Raw genomic sequence first — 16,804 nt, 5'->3', positions numbered from 1 at the left:
GAACCTTACAAAGCCAGGCTCACAGGGCGGGTTTCCCTGTTGTGAACAGCCAGGCGTCGAAGAGGTCGTCCAGCTGCTGCCCGCTGACCCGCTCGGCGAGGCGGATGAAGTCGGCGGTGTCCGCGTTGCCGTACCGGTGGAGCCTGGTCCAGGCGGGCAGCAGGCGGAAGAAGGCCCGGTCCCCGATCCGCTCGCGCAGCGCCTGGAGTGTCATCGCGCCGCGCTGGTAGACGGCGGAGGCGAACATCGTGTCGCGCTGCGGGTCGGCCACCTTGATCTGCCAGAAGGCGGAACCGGCGGGACGGGAGTCGTAGCCGGCGCGGAAGGAGTCGTGGGCGGAGCGGGTGCCCTGGTGCTCGGCCCACAGCCACTGGGCGTACGTGGCGAACCCCTCGTTCAGCCAGATGTCCTTCCACCGCGCCACGCTCACCGAGTCACCGAACCACTGGTGGGCCAGCTCGTGCACGATGGTCGACTCGCTGCGCACGGCCGAGTAGGCGGGCTTGCTCTGCACCTCCAGCGAGAACCCGGCCTCGGGCATGTCGTCGACGATCGCGCCGGTCTCCTCGAACGGGTAGGGCCCGAAGACCTGGGACCAGTAGTCCGTGGCGGCGGCGGTGACGGCGTACACGTCGACGCTGTTGCCGTTCTTCAGCACCGGGTCGACGGCGACGTAGATCGGGATGCCGCCGGGGGTCCTGCCGGTGCGTACGTCGAACTCACCGATGGTGGCCGTGGCGAGGTACGTCGCCATCGGCCTGCTCTCGCGCCAGTGGGTGTACGTCGAGCCGCCCCGGTCGTACGTCGACACCAGCCGGCCGTTGGAGACGGCGGTCAGGCCCCGCGGGGCCTTGACGCGGATGTCGTAGGTGGCCTTGTCGGAGGGGTGGTCGCTGGACGGGAACCAGGTGGAGGCGGCGTTGGGCTCGCAGGCGACGAAGACGCCGTCGCCGGTCTTCATCCAGCCGTAGTCCGAGCCGAACACGATGGGGCCGTTGAGCGGCCGGGGTACGCCCCCGTAGGTGACGCTCACGGTGAAGTGCCGTCCGGCGCGCAGGTAGTGGCGCGGGGTGACGGTCATCTCGTCGCCGTCCCGTGTGAACGCGGCGCGCCTTCCGTCGACTTCGACACGAGTGACCTCCAGCTGCTGGAGGTCGAGGTCGAAGGAGGAGAGGTTCTGGGTGGCGCGCGCGGTGAGGGTGGCACGGCCGTCGAGGCGGCCGGTGTCCGGGGCGTAGGCGAGGGCGAGGTCGTAGTGGCGGGCGTCGAATCCGCCGTTTCCGAGTTCCGGGAAGTAGGGGTCGCCGATGCCCGCCGTGCCCGGGGTGGGGGCGGAGGAGGCGGCGATGACGAGGAAGGAGGCCGCCGCGGTCGCGAGGGCCCCCAGACGTGCCGAACGGGAGAGTGCCATGAGTCGTCCCTTTCGAGCATGTGCCGGTCAGTGGACTGACACGGACGACTCTGCGCTCTCCCGTTGCGGCATGTACATGACTTTGCCGACTTGTCATGTGCTACTTGTCGGTTGACTCCTGGGAGTCGGTTCCGGACTCGGCCTCGCGCTCCGCCTCGGCCTCACGGCCGGCCTGCTCGGCGACGGCCTCCGGCTTCCCGGCGTCGGCCTCCGGCTCCGCGGCGGGAGCGTCGGCGGCGGCACCGGCGGTCGCCTCGGGCGCGTCGGCCGCGCCGTCGGCCGCGGGTTCGGCCTTCCCGGTGGAGACCTTCGCCCCGGGACCCGTCTTCGCGCCGGACTCCGCGGCGGCCTCGGCGGCCGCTTCGTCCTCGGCGACGGGCTCGGCCTCGACGACCGGTTCGGCCTCGGTCTTGGCGGACTCGGCTTCGGATTCGGCCTTGGCCTCGGACCCGGAGTCCGCCTTGGCAGCGGGCTTCGCCGCAGCGGCCGGCTTCTCGGCGGTCACCGTCTCCTCGGCGGTCACCGTCTCTTCGGCCGTCACCGTCTCCTCGGCCCCCGGCTCCTTCGCCGCGGCACCGCCGGCGGCGATCGAGTCCGGGACCAGCTCCGACGCGGCCTTCGCCACCGACAGCAGGACGGTGTCCTGCGGAGCCTGGTCGGCGAAGTTCTCCGGGTGGTGGCAGGCGACCCGCTGACCCGGCTTCAGCTCGACGAGCTGCGGCTCGGTCGTCTTGCAGATCTGCGTCGCCTTCCAGCACCGGGTGTGGAACCGGCAGCCGGACGGCGGGGCGATCGGCGAGGGCACGTCGCCGCGCAGCAGGATGCGCTCGCTCTTCTGTCCCCGGCGCTTCGGGTCCGGCACCGGCACGGCCGACATCAGCGCGTTGGTGTACGGGTGCATCGGCGCCTCGTACAGCGAGGTGCGGTCGGCGAGCTCGACGATCTTGCCGAGGTACATCACCGCGATGCGGTCCGAGACGTGCCGCACCACGGAGAGGTCGTGGGCGATGATCACGTAGGTGAGGCCGAGTTCCTCCTGGAGGTCGTCCATGAGGTTCACGACCTGCGCCTGGATCGACACGTCCAGGGCGGACACCGGCTCGTCCGCCACCACGAGCTTCGGCTTGAGGGCGAGCGCGCGGGCGATGCCGATGCGCTGGCGCTGGCCGCCGGAGAACTCGTGCGGGTAGCGGTTGTAGTGCTCGGGGTTGAGGCCCACCAGCTCGAGGAGCCGCTGGACCTCCTTCTTCACCCCGCCCTCGGGCTCGACGCCCTGCAGCCGGAAGGGCGCGGAGACGATCGAGCCGATGGTGTGCCGGGGGTTCAGGGAGCCGTACGGGTCCTGGAAGATCATCTGGATGTCGCGGCGCAGCGGGCGCATCCGCCCGGTGCTCAGCCGCGTGATGTCCTGGCCCTCGAAGGTGATCCTGCCGCCGGTCGGGTCCTGGAGGCGGGTGATGACCCGGCCCATGGTCGACTTGCCGCAGCCCGACTCGCCGACCACGCCCAGGGTCTCGCCCTTGCGCACCTCGAAGTCGATGCCGTCGACCGCCCTCACGGCGCCGACTTGGCGCTGGAGGATGCCCTTCTTGATCGGGAAGTGCTTGGTCAGGCCCTCGACCCTGAGCAGCACGTCACGCTCTTCCGGGGACGACGCCTGCTTCGGGACCGTGGCCTCGGCGACGGTGTCCGTCTTTTTGGTCTCACTCACAGCTTCGGCGCAATCTCTTCGGTCCAGATCCGCTGACGGTCCTCCGCCGAGAGGTGGCAGGCGGACCAGTGCCCGGTGCTCACCAGCTCCAGCTCGGGGCGCACCGTGCGGGTGACGTCCCCCTTGGGGATGTCCGCGTACGGGCAGCGCGGGTGGAAGGCGCAGCCCGAGGGGACGTTGATGAGGCTCGGCGGCTGGCCCTTGACGGGGATGAGCCGTTCGGAGGTGTCGCGGTCGATGCGGGGCATCGAGCCGAGCAGACCCCAGGTGTAGGGGTGCTGCGGCTGCTCGAAGACCTGGGCCGCCGGACCGCGCTCCACGCACCGGCCGCCGTACATCACGAGGACGTCGTCGGCGATCTCGGCGACCACACCGAGGTCGTGGGTCACCATGATGACCGCGGAGCCGAACTCCTTCTGCAGATCCCGGATCAGGTCGAGGATCTGCGCCTGGACGGTCACGTCGAGGGCTGTGGTCGGCTCGTCCGCGATGAGCAGCTCGGGGTTGTTCACCAGCGCCATGGCGATCATGGCGCGCTGGCGCATACCGCCCGAGAATTCGTGCGGGTAGCCGTCCACACGCTTGGCCGGCTCGGGGATGCCGACCCGGTCGAGCATCTCGATGGCCCGCTTCCGGGCGACCTTCTTGCTGACGTTGTGGTGCACCCGGTAGGCCTCGACGATCTGGTCGCCGACCTTGTAGTAGGGGTGCATGGCGGACAGCGGGTCCTGGAAGATCATCGCCATCTCGCGGCCGCGGAGCTTGCGCACCTCGTCCGGGGCGGCGGAGACCAGCTCCTTGCCGTCCAGCCAGATCTCGCCGGACATCTGCACGTTCTTGCCGCGGGTGCCGAGCCGGTGCAGGCCCATGATGGCCTGCGAGGTGACGGACTTGCCGGAGCCGGACTCGCCGACGACGGCGAGGGTCCGGCCCTTCTCCAGCGAGAAGCTGAGCCCGTCGACGGACTTGACCAGGCCGTCGTCGGTCGGGAAGTGCACCTTGAGGTCGCGGACCTCGAGGAAGGCCTCGGGCGCCTGGCGGGCGGAGGTGGGCTCCCCCACCGCGGCACCGGTCTTGGAGAGTTCGGTCACGAGAGCCTCACCCGCGGGTCGGCGGCGGCGTAGAGCACGTCCACCAGGAGATTTGCGAAGACGACGAAGAATGCGGCGAGCAGGGTCACGCCGAGGATCTTGGGCAGGTCGTTGTCGGTGATGCCCTGCACCGCGTACTGGCCGATGCCGGGCAGCGAGAACACCGACTCCGTGATCACGGCGCCGCCGAGCAGCAGACCGAGGTCCATGCCGAAGACCGTGATGATCGGGGTGAGGGCGGCCCGCAGTCCGTGCCGGGTGACGACGGTGCGCTCCCGCAGGCCCTTGGCGCGGGCCGTGCGGATGAAGTCCTCGTTCATCGTCTCCAGCATGCCCGAGCGGGTGAGCCGGGCGTAGATCGCGGAGTACAGCAGGGCGAGCGAACACCACGCCGGGAAGAGGGTGTTGGCCCACTGCGAGGGGTTCTCGGTGAACGGGACGTAGGTCTTGCCGAAGATCGGCCACTGATAGGTGAAGAGCAGGATCGCCAGGTTTCCCGTGAAGAACATGGGCAGCGAGACGCCGGTGAGCGCGATGCCCATGAAGGCCCGGTCCAGGACCGAACGCGGCTTCAGTGCGGAGACGACGCCGGCCACGACACCCGAGACCAGCCACAGCACGGCGGCACCGACGGCCAGCGAGAGGGTGATCGGAAGCCGGGAGGTGAGCTCCGGCCACACGGCCTGGTGGTTCTTGAACGAGTAACCGAAGCAGGGTGCGTCGCAGTGCACCGTGGTGGGGCCGAGGTCGTAGGTGGCGCCGGCCACGATCCCCTTGATGAAGTGCCAGTACTGGACGTAGACGGGCTGGTCCAGACCGAGGTTGTGCTTGACAGCGGCGATGTCCGCCTTCGACGGGCTCTTGCCGATGTACTGCTGCGCCAGCTGGTCCGCTGTCTGGCCGGCAAGCCGTGGCAGCAGGAAGAAGATGGCGAAGGTGACCGCGGAGACGACCAGCAGCAGGATCACTGCCGCGAACGTCCGGCGGAGGATGTACGAGATCACGGGGACCGGCGCTGGTGCCCGCGGGCCGCGAAGCCCGCGGGCACCAATGCCTTCACCTGCCTTCCGGGGCTGCTACTTCGACGCGACGCCGATGTTGAGGTAGTCGTACTGACCGCTGAAGGCCGCCGTGGAAACCAGGTTGGTGTAGTTCTGCGGACGGGCCAGCAGGACCTTGAAGTAGGTCAGCGGGACGATGACGGCGTCGTCCATCGTCTTCTTGTCGATCTGCGTGTAGAGGCTGTTGCGCGCGGCGTCGTCCTGCGTGCCGATCGCCTTGCCCAGCAGGGTGTTGACGTCCTTGTTGTCGTACTGCGACAGGTTCGTGTTACCCGACTGGCTGATCGCCTTGCCGTTCAGGATCTGCTGCAGGAAGCCGTAGCCGGAGGGCCAGTCGGCACCCCACTGCATCATCTCCAGGCCGATGTTCTGCTTCTTGGTGAACTTCGGCACACCCGCGTAGTCGGTGAAGTACTTGCCCGACGGGAACTGCTTCAGGCTGGCGTTGATGCCGACCTTCTTCAGCGAGTTGATGATCGCCGTGGCGGCGTCGATCTCCTGCGGACGGTCCGAACGGGCCGAGATGTTCGTCGAGATCGACGACTTGCCGCAGGCCTTGAGCTGCTCCTTGGCCTTGGCGACGTCGCCCTTGTTGCCGGCGGTCGCGTAGGCGTCGGCCTTCTCGTAGCCCGGGATGTCCGGAGGCAGGACCGTGGAGGCGATGTCACCGCGGATCGGGCCGCCCTCGGCGGTCTGCACCGAGACCTTGTCGATCGCGAACTGCACGGCCTTGCGGCACTCGACCTTGTCGAACGGCTTCACCGTGGTGTTGATCGCCATGTAGACCAGGCGGCCACCGTAGGTGTTGTCGGTGTTGGCCTTCTTGTCGGCGTCGGTGAGCACCTTGGCCTGCGTGGAGGCCTGGACACCCGTACCGGCCAGGTCGATCGCGTCGCCGGCGAGGACGTCCTGGTCGATGGTCTCCGGGTTGACCTTCAGCTTGACGACGATCTTCTCCGGCAGCTGCTTGCGCAGCGGGTCGGTCTTCGCGTCCCACTTGTCGTTGCGCACGAGCACGGCCTGCTTGCCGTCCTCGTAGCTCTGGAACTTGTAGGAGCCGGAGGACACGATGTTCTTGACGTAGTCGACGCCCTTGTCCTTCGCCTGGGGCACCGGCGCCGTCTGCGGGGCGGCGACCAGGTAGTCGAACTCCTGGAAGGCCTGCTTCAGGTGGAAGACGATCGTGGTGTCGTCCGGCGTCTCGATGGAGGACAGGCCCTTGCCGCTCTTGTCCTTGTAGGGGCCCTTGTACTTGTCGCCGTCGGCCATGAACTGCTGGAAGTAGTTCGGGCCGAGGGAGAGCACGTCACGCGCGAAGTTCGAGCGCTCGACGGCGTACTTGACGTCCTTCGACGTGATCGCCGTGCCGTCCTCGTACTTCAGGCCCGCACGCAGCTTGTACGTCCAGGTCTTGCCGCCGTCGCTCGGGACGCCCTTGCTCGCGGCGAGGTCCGGGACGAGGGTGTTGCCCTTCTCGCCGGCGCCGGGCTGGAACGTCATCAGCGGGCGGGCGTACAGCCGGCTGAGGTTGTACATGTACGCGTAGTACGTGTTGCCCGGGTCGAACGAGTCCGGGACGTCGGACAGCTCGTAGGTGAGCGTCCCGCCCTTCTTGTCGGAGGCGTTGACGACGTCCTTGGTCGCGGCGTTGGCCCCGGCCGACTTGGTGCCGTTCTCGTTCTTGTTGTCATCGGCCTTGCTGCAACCCGCAAGAAGCAGGCTGACGGAGCCGATGGCCGCGATCGCGGCCAGCGCTGACCTTCGCATGATGGGCGCTTTCCCCTCCATTGTTGGAAACTTTTCGGGCTCTCCGCCGCCGGCGTCAGCGGCTGCGTGGGTCGAGAGCATCGCGGAGACCGTCACCCAGCAGGTTGAAGGCCAGGACGGTCACGAAGATGGCGAGTCCGGGAACGATCATGTACTGCGGGTCGACCTGGTAGTACGTGACCGCTTCGCGGAGCATGCCGCCCCAGGACGCCTGCGGGGGCTGGATGCCGACGCCGAGGAAGCTCAGGGACGCCTCGAAGAGGATGTTGGTCGGGATGAGCAGCGTCGAGTAGACGATGATCGGGCCGACCAGGTTGGGCATCAGCTCCCGGAACAGGATGTACGGGGCCTTGGCACCCATGCCGCGGGAGGCGTCGACGAACTCGCGCTCCCGCAGGGCGAGGGTCTGCCCGCGGACGATCCGGCCCAGGTAGGGCCAGTTGAAGAAGCCGATGACGAAGATGAGCACGCTCAGGTGGAGCGGGAGCCCGTTGAGGCCGAACGCGCCGCCCTGCAGGGTCGCGGAGATGGCGATGGCGAACAGCAGGAGGGGGAAGGCCAGGAACGTGTCCATCAGCCGGCTGATCACGTTGTCGACGCGGCCGCCGTAGTAGCCGGCGATGACGCCCATGATCGCGCCGATCACGTTGGACAGGATGGTGGCGCCGAAGGCGACCACCAGCGACACCCAGGAGCCCTCCAGGACGCGGGTGGCGATGTCACGCCCGAACTTCGGGTCCACGCCGAGCGGGTGGTCCGCGCTCATGCCGCCCCAACTGCCCTTGGGCAGCGAGGTGTCCGGGGTGATCAGGTCCTGGTTGAAGGCGTTGGGGTCGAGCCCCAGGGCGGCCTGGAGGGGGCGCGAGAGGATCGCGAGGAGGATCAGCAGGATCACGATGACGCCGCCGGCGACGGCGACCTTGTCCTTCTTGAACCGGGTCCAGGCGATCTGACCCAGAGAACGACCCTCGATCTGCCCCTTACCGGCACCCGCGAGCACAGCCTCCGGCTGTGCCTCGGCTGCCGCCCCGGTGGTCTCGATCGGTGCGGTCACGGTGAGCGACCCCTCTCGCCGGTGGTGACCGGCCTGCGCCTGCCGCGGATTGCGGCTTTGTCGACTTGCCATCGATCACGGGGCCTCGGCCTCGTGTCTGAGTCGCGAGTCTTCAGCGTGGCCGCGATCACCCGCCAGATGTGACGGCGAAAGTATGCGCAACCGTGATGCAGTGCGGGGGATTCCGTTATCCGAACAGTGGGTAACGGCTCTCGGACGCGGGCCAGTTGTGACGGAACGGGGAATTTGCGCGATTTGGTGCGTGCGGCTGACGTCTACGCGCGCAGAAGCGGTCGGCCCGCGCAAATCCTGCATTCCGGCGCCAAGAGCGGGGCGCCGGGACGAGTTGATCAGAAGCCGCCGTGCACCGGCGGATAGCCGTATCCCGCGGCCGGCGCCTGCGACTGCGGGGCGGCCTGCAACTGGGGCTGGGGCGGGGCGGCGTGGGCCTCGCGGTCGTAGAACGGGCGCGCGTTGGCCCGCATCCACATCACCACCGGGTCGTACTCGTCGGTCATCGCGACCGTCGACACCGGCAGCCCCTCCGGGACCGCCCCGACGGACTGCTGCATCATCCCGCGGACCGAGTCGACCGCGGCGGGCGAGGTGTCGTACACGTCCAGGCCGAGAGCGAGGTACGGCGCCCCCAGCGCCGGCTGCACCCAGGCGCGGCGCAGGGAGCGCAGGGCCGGGGTGCGGTGGGCGTTCTGCGCGAGCAGGGCGTAGAACTGCGGGATCTCGATGGTGGGTTCGGCGAGCCGCAGCGGGCCGGCGGGCTGCCGGTCCAGTCCGGTGGCGATGCGGCGCAGGTCCAGCCAGGGGATGCCGACGCCGCCGCCCCGGGCGTGCGGGTTGAGCCAGAGGCCGTAGTGGTCCGGGTAGAGGGTGCGGGCCACGTCGAGCCCGTCGACCACTTCGTACGAGCGGTTCCAGCCGCTGGCCGACAGCTCCTGGGCGGAGGTGACACAGGGGGCGTAGTGGAAGCCGTCGACCTCCATGTCCCCGTACTGGGCGTCCGGGGAGCCGGCCTGGCCGTGCCACAGGAGCATCCAGATCTGGCCGGAGGACGGGGTGGCGAGAGCGCGGAGCAGGGCCTCGTAGGCGTCATAGCGTCCGGGCGTGACCTGGCGCAGCATGCTTTCCACGCTGCCGCTTGGGCTCGCGCTCACCTGTCTTACCGCCCCTCCGATTGTTTCCCCGCGTGTGGGGACAGCTTAAGCGCCCAGGAGCCCGGGGCCTCGTGTTCGTGCGCGGGTGCGGGTCGGTGGTGGGGCCACGCGCCACGCGGCGGCGGCGCCCGCCGGACGCGGCCCCGTGCTCGCGAGGTGGCCCGCGCCCGCGCCGGGTCTAGTGACCGTACTGGTGGAAGGGGCGGACGTGGGTCTTCAGCCAGTCGGCGACCGGGTCCTGGGCGACGTCCAGCAGGACGAGGTTGACCGGCCACTTGACCGGGACTTTGCCGAGGGCCCGGCCCAGGGCCTCCAGCGGCAGCGCGCGCAGGTCGCCCTCCCACTGGGAGAGTTCGACGCCCACGAACATCACCGGGTCGGCCGTCTCGATCGCGGCGAGGCAGCGGCGGGCGGTGAGCACCACGCCGGTCTGCGCGAACTCGGCGGAGGCGGCGGCGAGGAAGTCGACCGGGTCGTCCTGCCAGTCGGGCTCGAAGAGCCGGACCCGGCCGCCGGTGCTGAGTCCGTCGAGCGGGGTGCGGCCGGCCCGGCACAGCTCGGCGACCGCCTCGGGCGGCAGCGGCACGCCGACGACGCCCCCGGGGTTCACGACCAGGCCCGCCTGCGGGGGCAGGCCCCGGGCGAACTCCACGGCCGGGGCGACGGTGAACGACATGTGGGAGCCGGCCACCTGGCGGAGCTGCTCCTCGGAGCTGAACACCGGGACGTACACCTGGCCGTCGATCTCGGTCGTGGGCAGGTCGAGCGGGCCGCTGTCCGGGCCTCCGCCGTGGGGCAGGGGGATCCACAGGAAGCTCCGGCCGAGGACCTCGACGATCCGGCCGCCGGCCTCGGGCATGCCGAGGGAGGCCGAGAGCACCTCCTCCAGTTCGTTGCCCGGCCAGCCGCCGTGCGGGTGGGGGTGCGCCTGTGCCGGGAAGTCCGCGCTGATGTCCGCCGGGAAGTCCATCTGCCTACCGCCTGCTGGTGACCACTGCTGTGAGCCAGAAGGCTAGCGGGTGGCTGTGACAGCGCCTCACCGAGTGAAGCCCACGCGGCTCAGGACGTCCGCCGCGTCCCGGTCCAGCAGCACCGCCGAACCGCAGCCGGCGGGCAGCTCCCCCTTCTCCACGGCGCGCAGCAGGCGCTCGGCCGTACGGCGGTGGCGGCGGAAGGCGTAGCGGGACACGCCCCGGCCGCGCTCGCGCTGCCCCGCCCTGGCCGTGCCGGGCGGGACGTCGAGGAGGAGCAGGTGCAGGGTGCCGCCGCGGCGCCGGGCCTCGCGGGCCAGCCAGGCGCGCACCCACGGCTGGGTGCCGCAGTCGTGCACGACGACGCCCTCGCCGGTGCGCAGGGCCCGGCGGAGTCCCGTGTAGTGGGCGAGGCGGACCAGCGGGCGGTAGAGCGCGTACGGGAGCCCGCGCGGGACCTTGGTGTCCCAGCGGTCGCGGGTGTCCTGGGAGTCGACGCGGTGGCCGGTGACCGTGCGGTGCATGAGGGTGGACTTGCCGCTGCCGGGCAGGCCGGTGATCACCACGAGGTCGGCCGGGCCGAAGAGCAGGGCGTGCGGGCTGCGGCCGGCGCGGTCGCGCAGGTCGCGGACGACCGGGACGGAGCGGGCCGCGGCGCGCTCACGGGCTGGCGCGGAAGGCTGCTTCGGCACCGCGATGCCGGTGGTGGCGGCGTAGGCCGAGGTCCTGTTCACCGTGATCGTCCTCCCCTGTGGGTTCGGTAACCCCTTTGCCCGCCAAATGTAAAGAGAAGGTAATGCGGTTGGGTGCGCGTACTGCCACAGGTCGGTTACAGATTGCGGCCCTGACGGGTGGGGGCGCGGCGTGCAATGATGTGCCCGCCAACTGCATACCGGCCGTTTGAATCCGCGCGGGAGAGTCCCCGGCAGTCTTCACCGGGGCGCCGAAGGAGCAAGTCCCTCCCTTGAATCTCTCAGGCCCCGTTACCGCGCGGGCGAGGCACATCTGAAAAGCGGGCCGCTGCGACAGCGGCCCCACCCACGGTGCAAGCCGTGATCGTCCCTGTGGCGGTCGTGGCGAACCTCTCAGGTTCCGATGACAGATGGGGAGGAACGTTCCTCGCCCGTCCCATTCCTGTCCTGGGAGACGACCGCCCGATGAGCAGCACTGAACTCCGTCTCACCGCGCTCGATGCCGTGCATCGCTCGCTCGGTGCGACGATGACCGACTTCGCCGGCTGGGACATGCCCCTGCGCTACGGCTCCGAGCGCGACGAGCACCTCGCCGTGCGGACCAGGGCCGGCCTCTTCGACCTCTCCCACATGGGTGAGATCACCGTGTCCGGCGCCGGAGCGGCCGCCCTGCTGAACCACGCCCTGGTCGGCAACATCGCCTCGGTCGGTGTCGGCCGCGCCCGCTACACCATGATCTGCCAGGCCGACGGCGGCATCCTGGACGACCTGATCGTCTACCGGCTCGCCGAGACCGAGTACATGGTCGTGGCCAACGCCTCGAACGCCCAGGTGGTGCTGGACGCGCTCACCGAGCGTGCCGCCGGTTTCGACGCGGAGGTACGCGACGACCGGGACGCCTACGCGCTGATCGCCGTCCAGGGCCCGGAGTCCCCCGGCATCCTGAAGTCGCTCACCGACGCCGACCTGGACGGCCTGAAGTACTACGCCGGCCTGCCCGGCACGGTCGCCGGCGTGCCCGCGCTGATCGCCCGCACCGGCTACACCGGCGAGGACGGCTTCGAGCTGTTCGTGAAGCCGGAGCACGCGGTCGCGCTGTGGCAGGCGCTGACCGAGGCCGGCGAGGGCGCCGGTCTGGTGCCGTGCGGTCTGTCCTGCCGGGACACGCTGCGCCTGGAGGCGGGCATGCCGCTGTACGGGCACGAGCTGACCACCTCCCTGACCCCCTTCGACGCCGGGCTCGGCCGGGTGGTCAAGTTCGAGAAGGAGGGCGACTTCGTCGGGCGCGAGGCGCTCGCCGCGGCCGCCGAGCGGGCCTCCGCCGAGCCGCCCCGGGTCCTGGTCGGCCTGATCGCCGAGGGCCGCCGGGTGCCGCGCGCCGGATACCCCGTCGTCGCGGGCGGCCAGGTGATCGGCGAGGTCACCTCCGGCGCCCCCTCCCCCACCCTGGGCAAGCCGATCGCCATGGCCTACGTCGACGCCGCGCACGCGGCGCCGGGCAGCGCGGGCGTGGGCGTGGACATCCGGGGCAGCCACGAGCCGTACGAGGTCGTGGCGCTGCCCTTCTACAAGCGCCAGAAGTAGACACTGGGCGGCGGAACGCACCGGTCGCACGACCCCCCGCGTCCTCCGCATGCCCGCGAACCGTCCCAGCGGTACCCCATTCACCAGCACTCCCGCGCGTACAGGAGAATTCAGGCCATGAGCAACCCCCAGCAGCTGCGCTACAGCAAGGAGCACGAGTGGCTGTCGGCCGCCGAGGACGGCGTCTCGACGGTCGGCATCACCGAGTTCGCGGCCAACGCGCTCGGCGACGTGGTCTACGCCCAGCTCCCCGAGGTCGGCTCCACCGTGGAGGCGGGCGAGACCTGCGGTGAGCTGGAGTCGACGAAGTCGGTCTCCGACCTGTACTCGCCGGTGACCGGCGAGATCACCGAGATCAACGAGGACGTCGTCAACGACCCGTCGCTGGTCAACTCCGCCCCCTTCGAGGGCGGCTGGCTGTTCAAGGTCCGCATCTCGGACGAGCCGGCCGACCTGCTCTCCGCCGACGAGTACGCCGCCCACACCGCCGGCTGAGGAGTCGTAGCCCGATGACCGTCCTGAACACGCCCCTGCACGAGCTGGACCCGGAGATCGCCGCCGCGGTCGACGCCGAGCTCGGCCGCCAGCAGTCCACCCTGGAGATGATCGCCTCCGAGAACTTCGCGCCGCTCGCGGTGATGGAGGCCCAGGGCTCGGTCCTCACCAACAAGTACGCCGAGGGCTACCCGGGCCGCCGCTACTACGGCGGCTGCGAGCACGTCGACGTCGCCGAGCAGATCGCCATCGACCGGATCAAGGAGCTGTTCGGCGCCGAGTACGCGAACGTCCAGCCCCACTCCGGCGCCTCCGCCAACCAGGCGGCCCTGTTCGCGCTGGCCCAGCCCGGGGACACGATCCTCGGCCTGGACCTGGCGCACGGCGGCCACCTGACCCACGGCATGCGGCTGAACTTCTCCGGCAAGCAGTTCAACGTGGTCGCGTACCACGTGGACGACTCCGGCCTGGTCGACATGGCCGAGGTCGAGCGGCTCGCCAAGGAGCACCGCCCGAAGGTGATCATCGCGGGCTGGTCGGCGTACCCGCGCCAGCTGGACTTCGCCGAGTTCCGCCGGATCGCCGACGAGGTCGAGGCGTACCTGTGGGTCGACATGGCCCACTTCGCGGGTCTGGTCGCCGCCGGTCTGCACCCGAACCCGGTCGAGCACGCGGACGTGGTCACCTCCACGACGCACAAGACCCTCGGCGGTCCGCGCGGCGGGATCATCCTCGCCAGGAAGGCCTTCGCCAAGAAGCTGAACTCGTCCGTCTTCCCGGGCTTCCAGGGCGGTCCCCTGGAGCACGTGATCGCGGCCAAGGCGGTCTCCTTCAAGGTCGCCGCCTCGGAGGAGTTCAAGGAGCGCCAGCGTCGTACGGTGGAGGGTGCCCGCATCCTCGCCGAGCGCCTGACGGCGCCCGACGCCCGCGAGGCCGGGGTGAACGTGCTCTCCGGCGGCACGGACGTGCACCTGATCCTGGTGGATCTGCGTGAGTCCGAGCTGGACGGGCAGCAGGCCGAGGACCGTCTCCACGAGGTCGGCATCACGGTCAACCGCAACGCCGTCCCGAACGACCCGCGGCCCCCGATGGTCACCTCGGGTCTGCGGATCGGCACGCCCGCCCTCGCCACCCGCGGCTTCACGGCCGAGGACTTCGCCGAGGTCGCGGACGTGATCGCCGAGGCGCTGAAGCCGTCGTACGACGTCGAGGCCCTCAAGGCGCGCGTGCAGGCGCTCGCCGACAAGCACCCGCTCTACGCGGGCCTGAACAAGTAGTCCCCGGTGGGGCACCCGCCAGGGGTGCCCCACCACCCGCTGTAGCTTTTTTGAGGAGTGACCGTGGCCATCTCGGTCTTCGACCTGTTCTCGATCGGCATCGGCCCGTCCAGCTCCCACACGGTCGGCCCGATGCGTGCGGCGCGGATGTTCGCCCGCCGCCTGCGCAACGAAGGGCTGCTGGAGAAGGTGTCCGCGGTCCGCACCGAGCTGTACGGCTCGCTGGGCGCGACCGGACACGGACACGGCACCCCCAAGGCCGTCCTGCTCGGCCTGGCCGGCGACTCGCCGCGCACGGTGGACGTCGAGACGGCGGACGCGCGCGTGGAGGCGATCAGGTCCGAGGGCCGGATCGCCCTGCTGGGCGAGCACGAGATCGCCTTCGACTTCGACCGGGACCTCGTCCTGCACCGCCGCAAGACCCTGCCGTACCACGCCAACGGCATGACGGTCTGGGCGTTCGACGCCTCGGGCGACGAGCTGCTGTCCAAGACGTACTACTCGGTCGGCGGCGGCTTCGTCGTGGACGAGGACGCGGTCGGCGCGGACCGCATCAAGCTGGACGACACCGTCCTGAAGTACCCCTTCCGCACGGGCGACGAGCTGCTGCGCCTGACGAAGGAGACCGGCCTGTCGATCTCCTCGCTGATGCTGGAGAACGAGCGCGCCTGGCGCACCGAGGACGAGATCCGGGCGGGTCTGCTGGAGATATGGCGTGTCATGCGCGAGTGCGTCCAGCGCGGCATGTCCCGCGAGGGCATCCTGCCCGGCGGTCTGAAGGTCCGCCGCCGCGCCGCCGTCTCGGCCCGCCAGCTGCGCGCCGAGGGCGACCCGCTGGCGCACGCCATGGAGTGGATCACGCTCTACGCGATGGCCGTGAACGAGGAGAACGCGGCGGGCGGCCGGGTCGTCACCGCCCCCACGAACGGCGCGGCGGGCATCATCCCGGCGGTCCTGCACTACTACATGAACTTCGTGCCCGGAGCCGACGAGGACGGCGTGGTCCGCTTCCTGCTCGCCGCCGGCGCGATCGGCATGCTGTTCAAGGAGAACGCCTCCATCTCCGGCGCCGAGGTCGGCTGCCAGGGCGAGGTCGGCTCCGCCTGCTCCATGGCGGCCGGCGCGCTCGCGGAGGTCCTGGGCGGCTCGCCCGAGCAGGTCGAGAACGCCGCCGAGATCGGTATGGAGCACAACCTCGGCCTGACCTGCGACCCGGTCGGCGGCCTGGTGCAGATCCCCTGCATCGAGCGCAACGGCATGGCCGCGGTGAAGGCGGTCACGGCCGCGAAGATGGCGATGCGCGGCGACGGCTCCCACAAGGTGTCGCTGGACAAGGTCATCAAGACCATGAAGGACACCGGGGCGGACATGTCCGTGAAGTACAAGGAGACGGCGCGGGGCGGGCTCGCGGTGAACATCATCGAGTGCTGACGGGCGCGGGCCGAGGGGCGGGCGCCGGGAGGGGGGCGGGCTGTGCACGCGCTGGTGGCCGAGGTCCGGCGGGGTGACTTCCTGGAGTCGGTGCACCACGGAACGGTCCTCGCGACCGGACCCGGCGGGCGGACCGTGCTCGCCGTCGGTGAGCCGGACCGCCCGATGTTCCCCCGCTCCGCCAACAAGCCGCTCCAGGCGCTCGGCATGCTGCGCGCCGGCCTCGCCCTGAACGGCGAGCTGCTGGCGCTGGCCTGCGCCAGCCATTCCGGCGAGCCCTTCCACCTCGACGGCGTGCGCCGGATCCTGAAGGGCGCCGGGCTCGGCACGGACGCCCTGCGCTGCACGCCCGGGCTGCCCATCGGCGAGGCCGCGCTGCGCGCCCACCTCGCGGCCGGCGGCACCGCGGCGCCGCTGACGATGAACTGCTCGGGCAAGCACGCCGCGATGCTCGCCACCTGTGTCGTCAACGGCTGGGACACGGCCGCCTACCTCGATCCGCGCCACCCGTTGCAGCGCGCCCTGCGGGAGACCGTCGAGGACCTGGCCGGCGAGAAGGTCGCCGCGACCGGGGTCGACGGCTGCGGCGCACCCCTGTTCGCCCTCGGCTACCGGGGACTGGCGCGCGCGTTCGCCCGGCTGGCGACGAGCCCGCCCGGCTCCCTCGAACGGCGCGTCGCACGGGCGATGGGCGGGCATCCCGAGTACGTCGGCGGGACCGGCCGGGACGTGACCCGGCTGCTGCGGGCGCTGCCCGGCGCGGTCGCGAAGGACGGCGCGGAGGGCGTCTACGCGATGGCGCTCCCCGACGGCTCGGCCGTCGCCCTGAAGATCGCCGACGGCTCCGCCAGGGCCCGTCCGGTCGTCCTGGTCGCCGCGCTGCGCCGGCTCGGCGTCCCGGTGGACGACGGCGGGATCCTCGCGGAACTGGCGACCGCCCCCGTGCTCGGTCACGGCGAACCGGTCGGCGAGGTGCGCGCCGCGCGGATCCTGCGCGGCTGACCGGACCCCGGCCCGGCGGACCGATGTCCTCCCCGGGGCTACCGCACGGTAACCGATCCCCCCTACGCTGCCGTCGACTCGACCACAA

General features: G+C 70.5%; 14 protein-coding genes and 2 riboswitches. Of the genes, 5 read left to right on the top strand and 9 right to left on the bottom strand.

All coding sequences use genetic code 11. The annotated features are described in order from the left end of the window. Nucleotides 1-19: 19 nt before the first annotated feature. From N8I86_RS26435 to N8I86_RS26395, 9 genes are all read right to left on the bottom strand, one after another. Entirely contained in the window at nt 20-1,411 is a 1,392-nt protein-coding gene (locus N8I86_RS26435; protein ID WP_123436598.1) for a M1 family metallopeptidase, read from the bottom strand. 100 nt (nt 1,412-1,511) lie between these two features. Next, nucleotides 1,512-3,122, bottom strand: a complete 1,611-nt coding sequence (locus tag N8I86_RS26430) for an ABC transporter ATP-binding protein (protein WP_263278868.1) — start codon at nt 3,120-3,122, stop codon at nt 1,512-1,514. Continuing rightward, a complete protein-coding gene (locus N8I86_RS26425; RefSeq protein WP_263278867.1) occupies nt 3,119-4,213 on the bottom strand; it encodes an ABC transporter ATP-binding protein in 1,095 nt (364 codons plus the stop codon). Before N8I86_RS26425 ends, N8I86_RS26430 begins: the two co-directional genes overlap by 4 nt. Further along, nucleotides 4,210-5,217, bottom strand: a complete 1,008-nt coding sequence (locus N8I86_RS26420) for an ABC transporter permease (protein WP_073889746.1) — start codon at nt 5,215-5,217, stop codon at nt 4,210-4,212. The genes N8I86_RS26425 and N8I86_RS26420 overlap by 4 nt, the downstream gene beginning before the upstream one ends. A gap of 72 nt (nt 5,218-5,289) precedes the next feature. Beyond that, nucleotides 5,290-7,041 (bottom strand): ABC transporter substrate-binding protein, encoded by a 1,752-nt coding sequence (locus N8I86_RS26415; protein ID WP_443333246.1) that lies wholly within the window; start codon nt 7,039-7,041, stop codon nt 5,290-5,292. A 55-nt stretch (nt 7,042-7,096) separates the two neighbouring features. Beyond that, nucleotides 7,097-8,095: an ABC transporter permease gene (locus N8I86_RS26410; RefSeq protein WP_073889742.1), complete on the bottom strand. Its 999-nt coding sequence runs from the start codon at nt 8,093-8,095 to the stop codon at nt 7,097-7,099. 350 nt (nt 8,096-8,445) lie between these two features. Continuing rightward, nucleotides 8,446-9,231 carry an enhanced serine sensitivity protein SseB C-terminal domain-containing protein gene (locus N8I86_RS26405; RefSeq protein ID WP_241840754.1) on the bottom strand — a complete coding sequence of 262 codons (786 nt, stop codon included), beginning with the start codon at nt 9,229-9,231 and terminating at the stop codon, nt 8,446-8,448. Between the two features lie 211 nt (nt 9,232-9,442). Next, nucleotides 9,443-10,234 carry an enhanced serine sensitivity protein SseB gene (locus N8I86_RS26400; RefSeq protein WP_073889738.1) on the bottom strand — a complete coding sequence of 264 codons (792 nt, stop codon included), beginning with the start codon at nt 10,232-10,234 and terminating at the stop codon, nt 9,443-9,445. A 66-nt stretch (nt 10,235-10,300) separates the two neighbouring features. Further along, nucleotides 10,301-10,975 carry an ATP-binding protein gene (locus N8I86_RS26395; RefSeq protein WP_263280156.1) on the bottom strand — a complete coding sequence of 225 codons (675 nt, stop codon included), beginning with the start codon at nt 10,973-10,975 and terminating at the stop codon, nt 10,301-10,303. 161 nt (nt 10,976-11,136) lie between these two features. Further along, nucleotides 11,137-11,234, top strand: a riboswitch (glycine riboswitch). Further along, nucleotides 11,235-11,347, top strand: a riboswitch (glycine riboswitch). Between the two features lie 45 nt (nt 11,348-11,392). Between N8I86_RS26395 and gcvT the strand changes: the two genes are divergently transcribed. The 5 genes from gcvT to N8I86_RS26370 all read left to right on the top strand — a co-directional run bounded on the left by gcvT (nt 11,393) and on the right by N8I86_RS26370 (nt 16,716). Further along, entirely contained in the window at nt 11,393-12,511 is a 1,119-nt protein-coding gene (gcvT, locus tag N8I86_RS26390; protein ID WP_073889735.1) for a glycine cleavage system aminomethyltransferase GcvT, read from the top strand. 117 nt (nt 12,512-12,628) lie between these two features. Further along, nucleotides 12,629-13,006 carry a glycine cleavage system protein GcvH gene (gene gcvH / locus N8I86_RS26385; RefSeq protein ID WP_073889733.1) on the top strand — a complete coding sequence of 126 codons (378 nt, stop codon included), beginning with the start codon at nt 12,629-12,631 and terminating at the stop codon, nt 13,004-13,006. A 14-nt stretch (nt 13,007-13,020) separates the two neighbouring features. After that, nucleotides 13,021-14,283 (top strand): serine hydroxymethyltransferase, encoded by a 1,263-nt coding sequence (gene glyA / locus N8I86_RS26380; RefSeq protein WP_263278866.1) that lies wholly within the window; start codon nt 13,021-13,023, stop codon nt 14,281-14,283. 63 nt (nt 14,284-14,346) lie between these two features. After that, nucleotides 14,347-15,714, top strand: coding sequence for an L-serine ammonia-lyase (locus tag N8I86_RS26375; RefSeq protein WP_073889729.1), 1,368 nt, complete (start codon nt 14,347-14,349; stop codon nt 15,712-15,714). Nucleotides 15,715-15,756: 42 nt separating this feature from the next. Then, nucleotides 15,757-16,716, top strand: coding sequence for an asparaginase (locus tag N8I86_RS26370; RefSeq protein ID WP_263278865.1), 960 nt, complete (start codon nt 15,757-15,759; stop codon nt 16,714-16,716). Nucleotides 16,717-16,804 lie beyond the last annotated feature (88 nt).

It is taken from the genome of Streptomyces albidicamelliae (genome assembly GCF_025642175.1).
Lineage (GTDB): Bacteria > Actinomycetota > Actinomycetes > Streptomycetales > Streptomycetaceae > Streptomyces > Streptomyces albidocamelliae.
This window is presented reverse-complemented; position numbering and strand designations above follow the sequence as displayed.

Coding starts and splice junctions, on each gene's coding strand:
- N8I86_RS26435 (WP_123436598.1), bottom strand. CDS start 1,411: ATGGCACTCTCCCGTTCGGCACGTCTGGGGGCCCTCGCGACCGCGGCG.
- N8I86_RS26415 (WP_443333246.1), bottom strand. CDS start 7,041: ATGCGAAGGTCAGCGCTGGCCGCGATCGCGGCCATCGGCTCCGTCAGC.
- N8I86_RS26405 (WP_241840754.1), bottom strand. CDS start 9,231: ATGCTGCGCCAGGTCACGCCCGGACGCTATGACGCCTACGAGGCCCTG.
- N8I86_RS26400 (WP_073889738.1), bottom strand. CDS start 10,234: ATGGACTTCCCGGCGGACATCAGCGCGGACTTCCCGGCACAGGCGCAC.
- gcvT (WP_073889735.1), top strand. CDS start 11,393: ATGAGCAGCACTGAACTCCGTCTCACCGCGCTCGATGCCGTGCATCGC.
- gcvH (WP_073889733.1), top strand. CDS start 12,629: ATGAGCAACCCCCAGCAGCTGCGCTACAGCAAGGAGCACGAGTGGCTG.
- glyA (WP_263278866.1), top strand. CDS start 13,021: ATGACCGTCCTGAACACGCCCCTGCACGAGCTGGACCCGGAGATCGCC.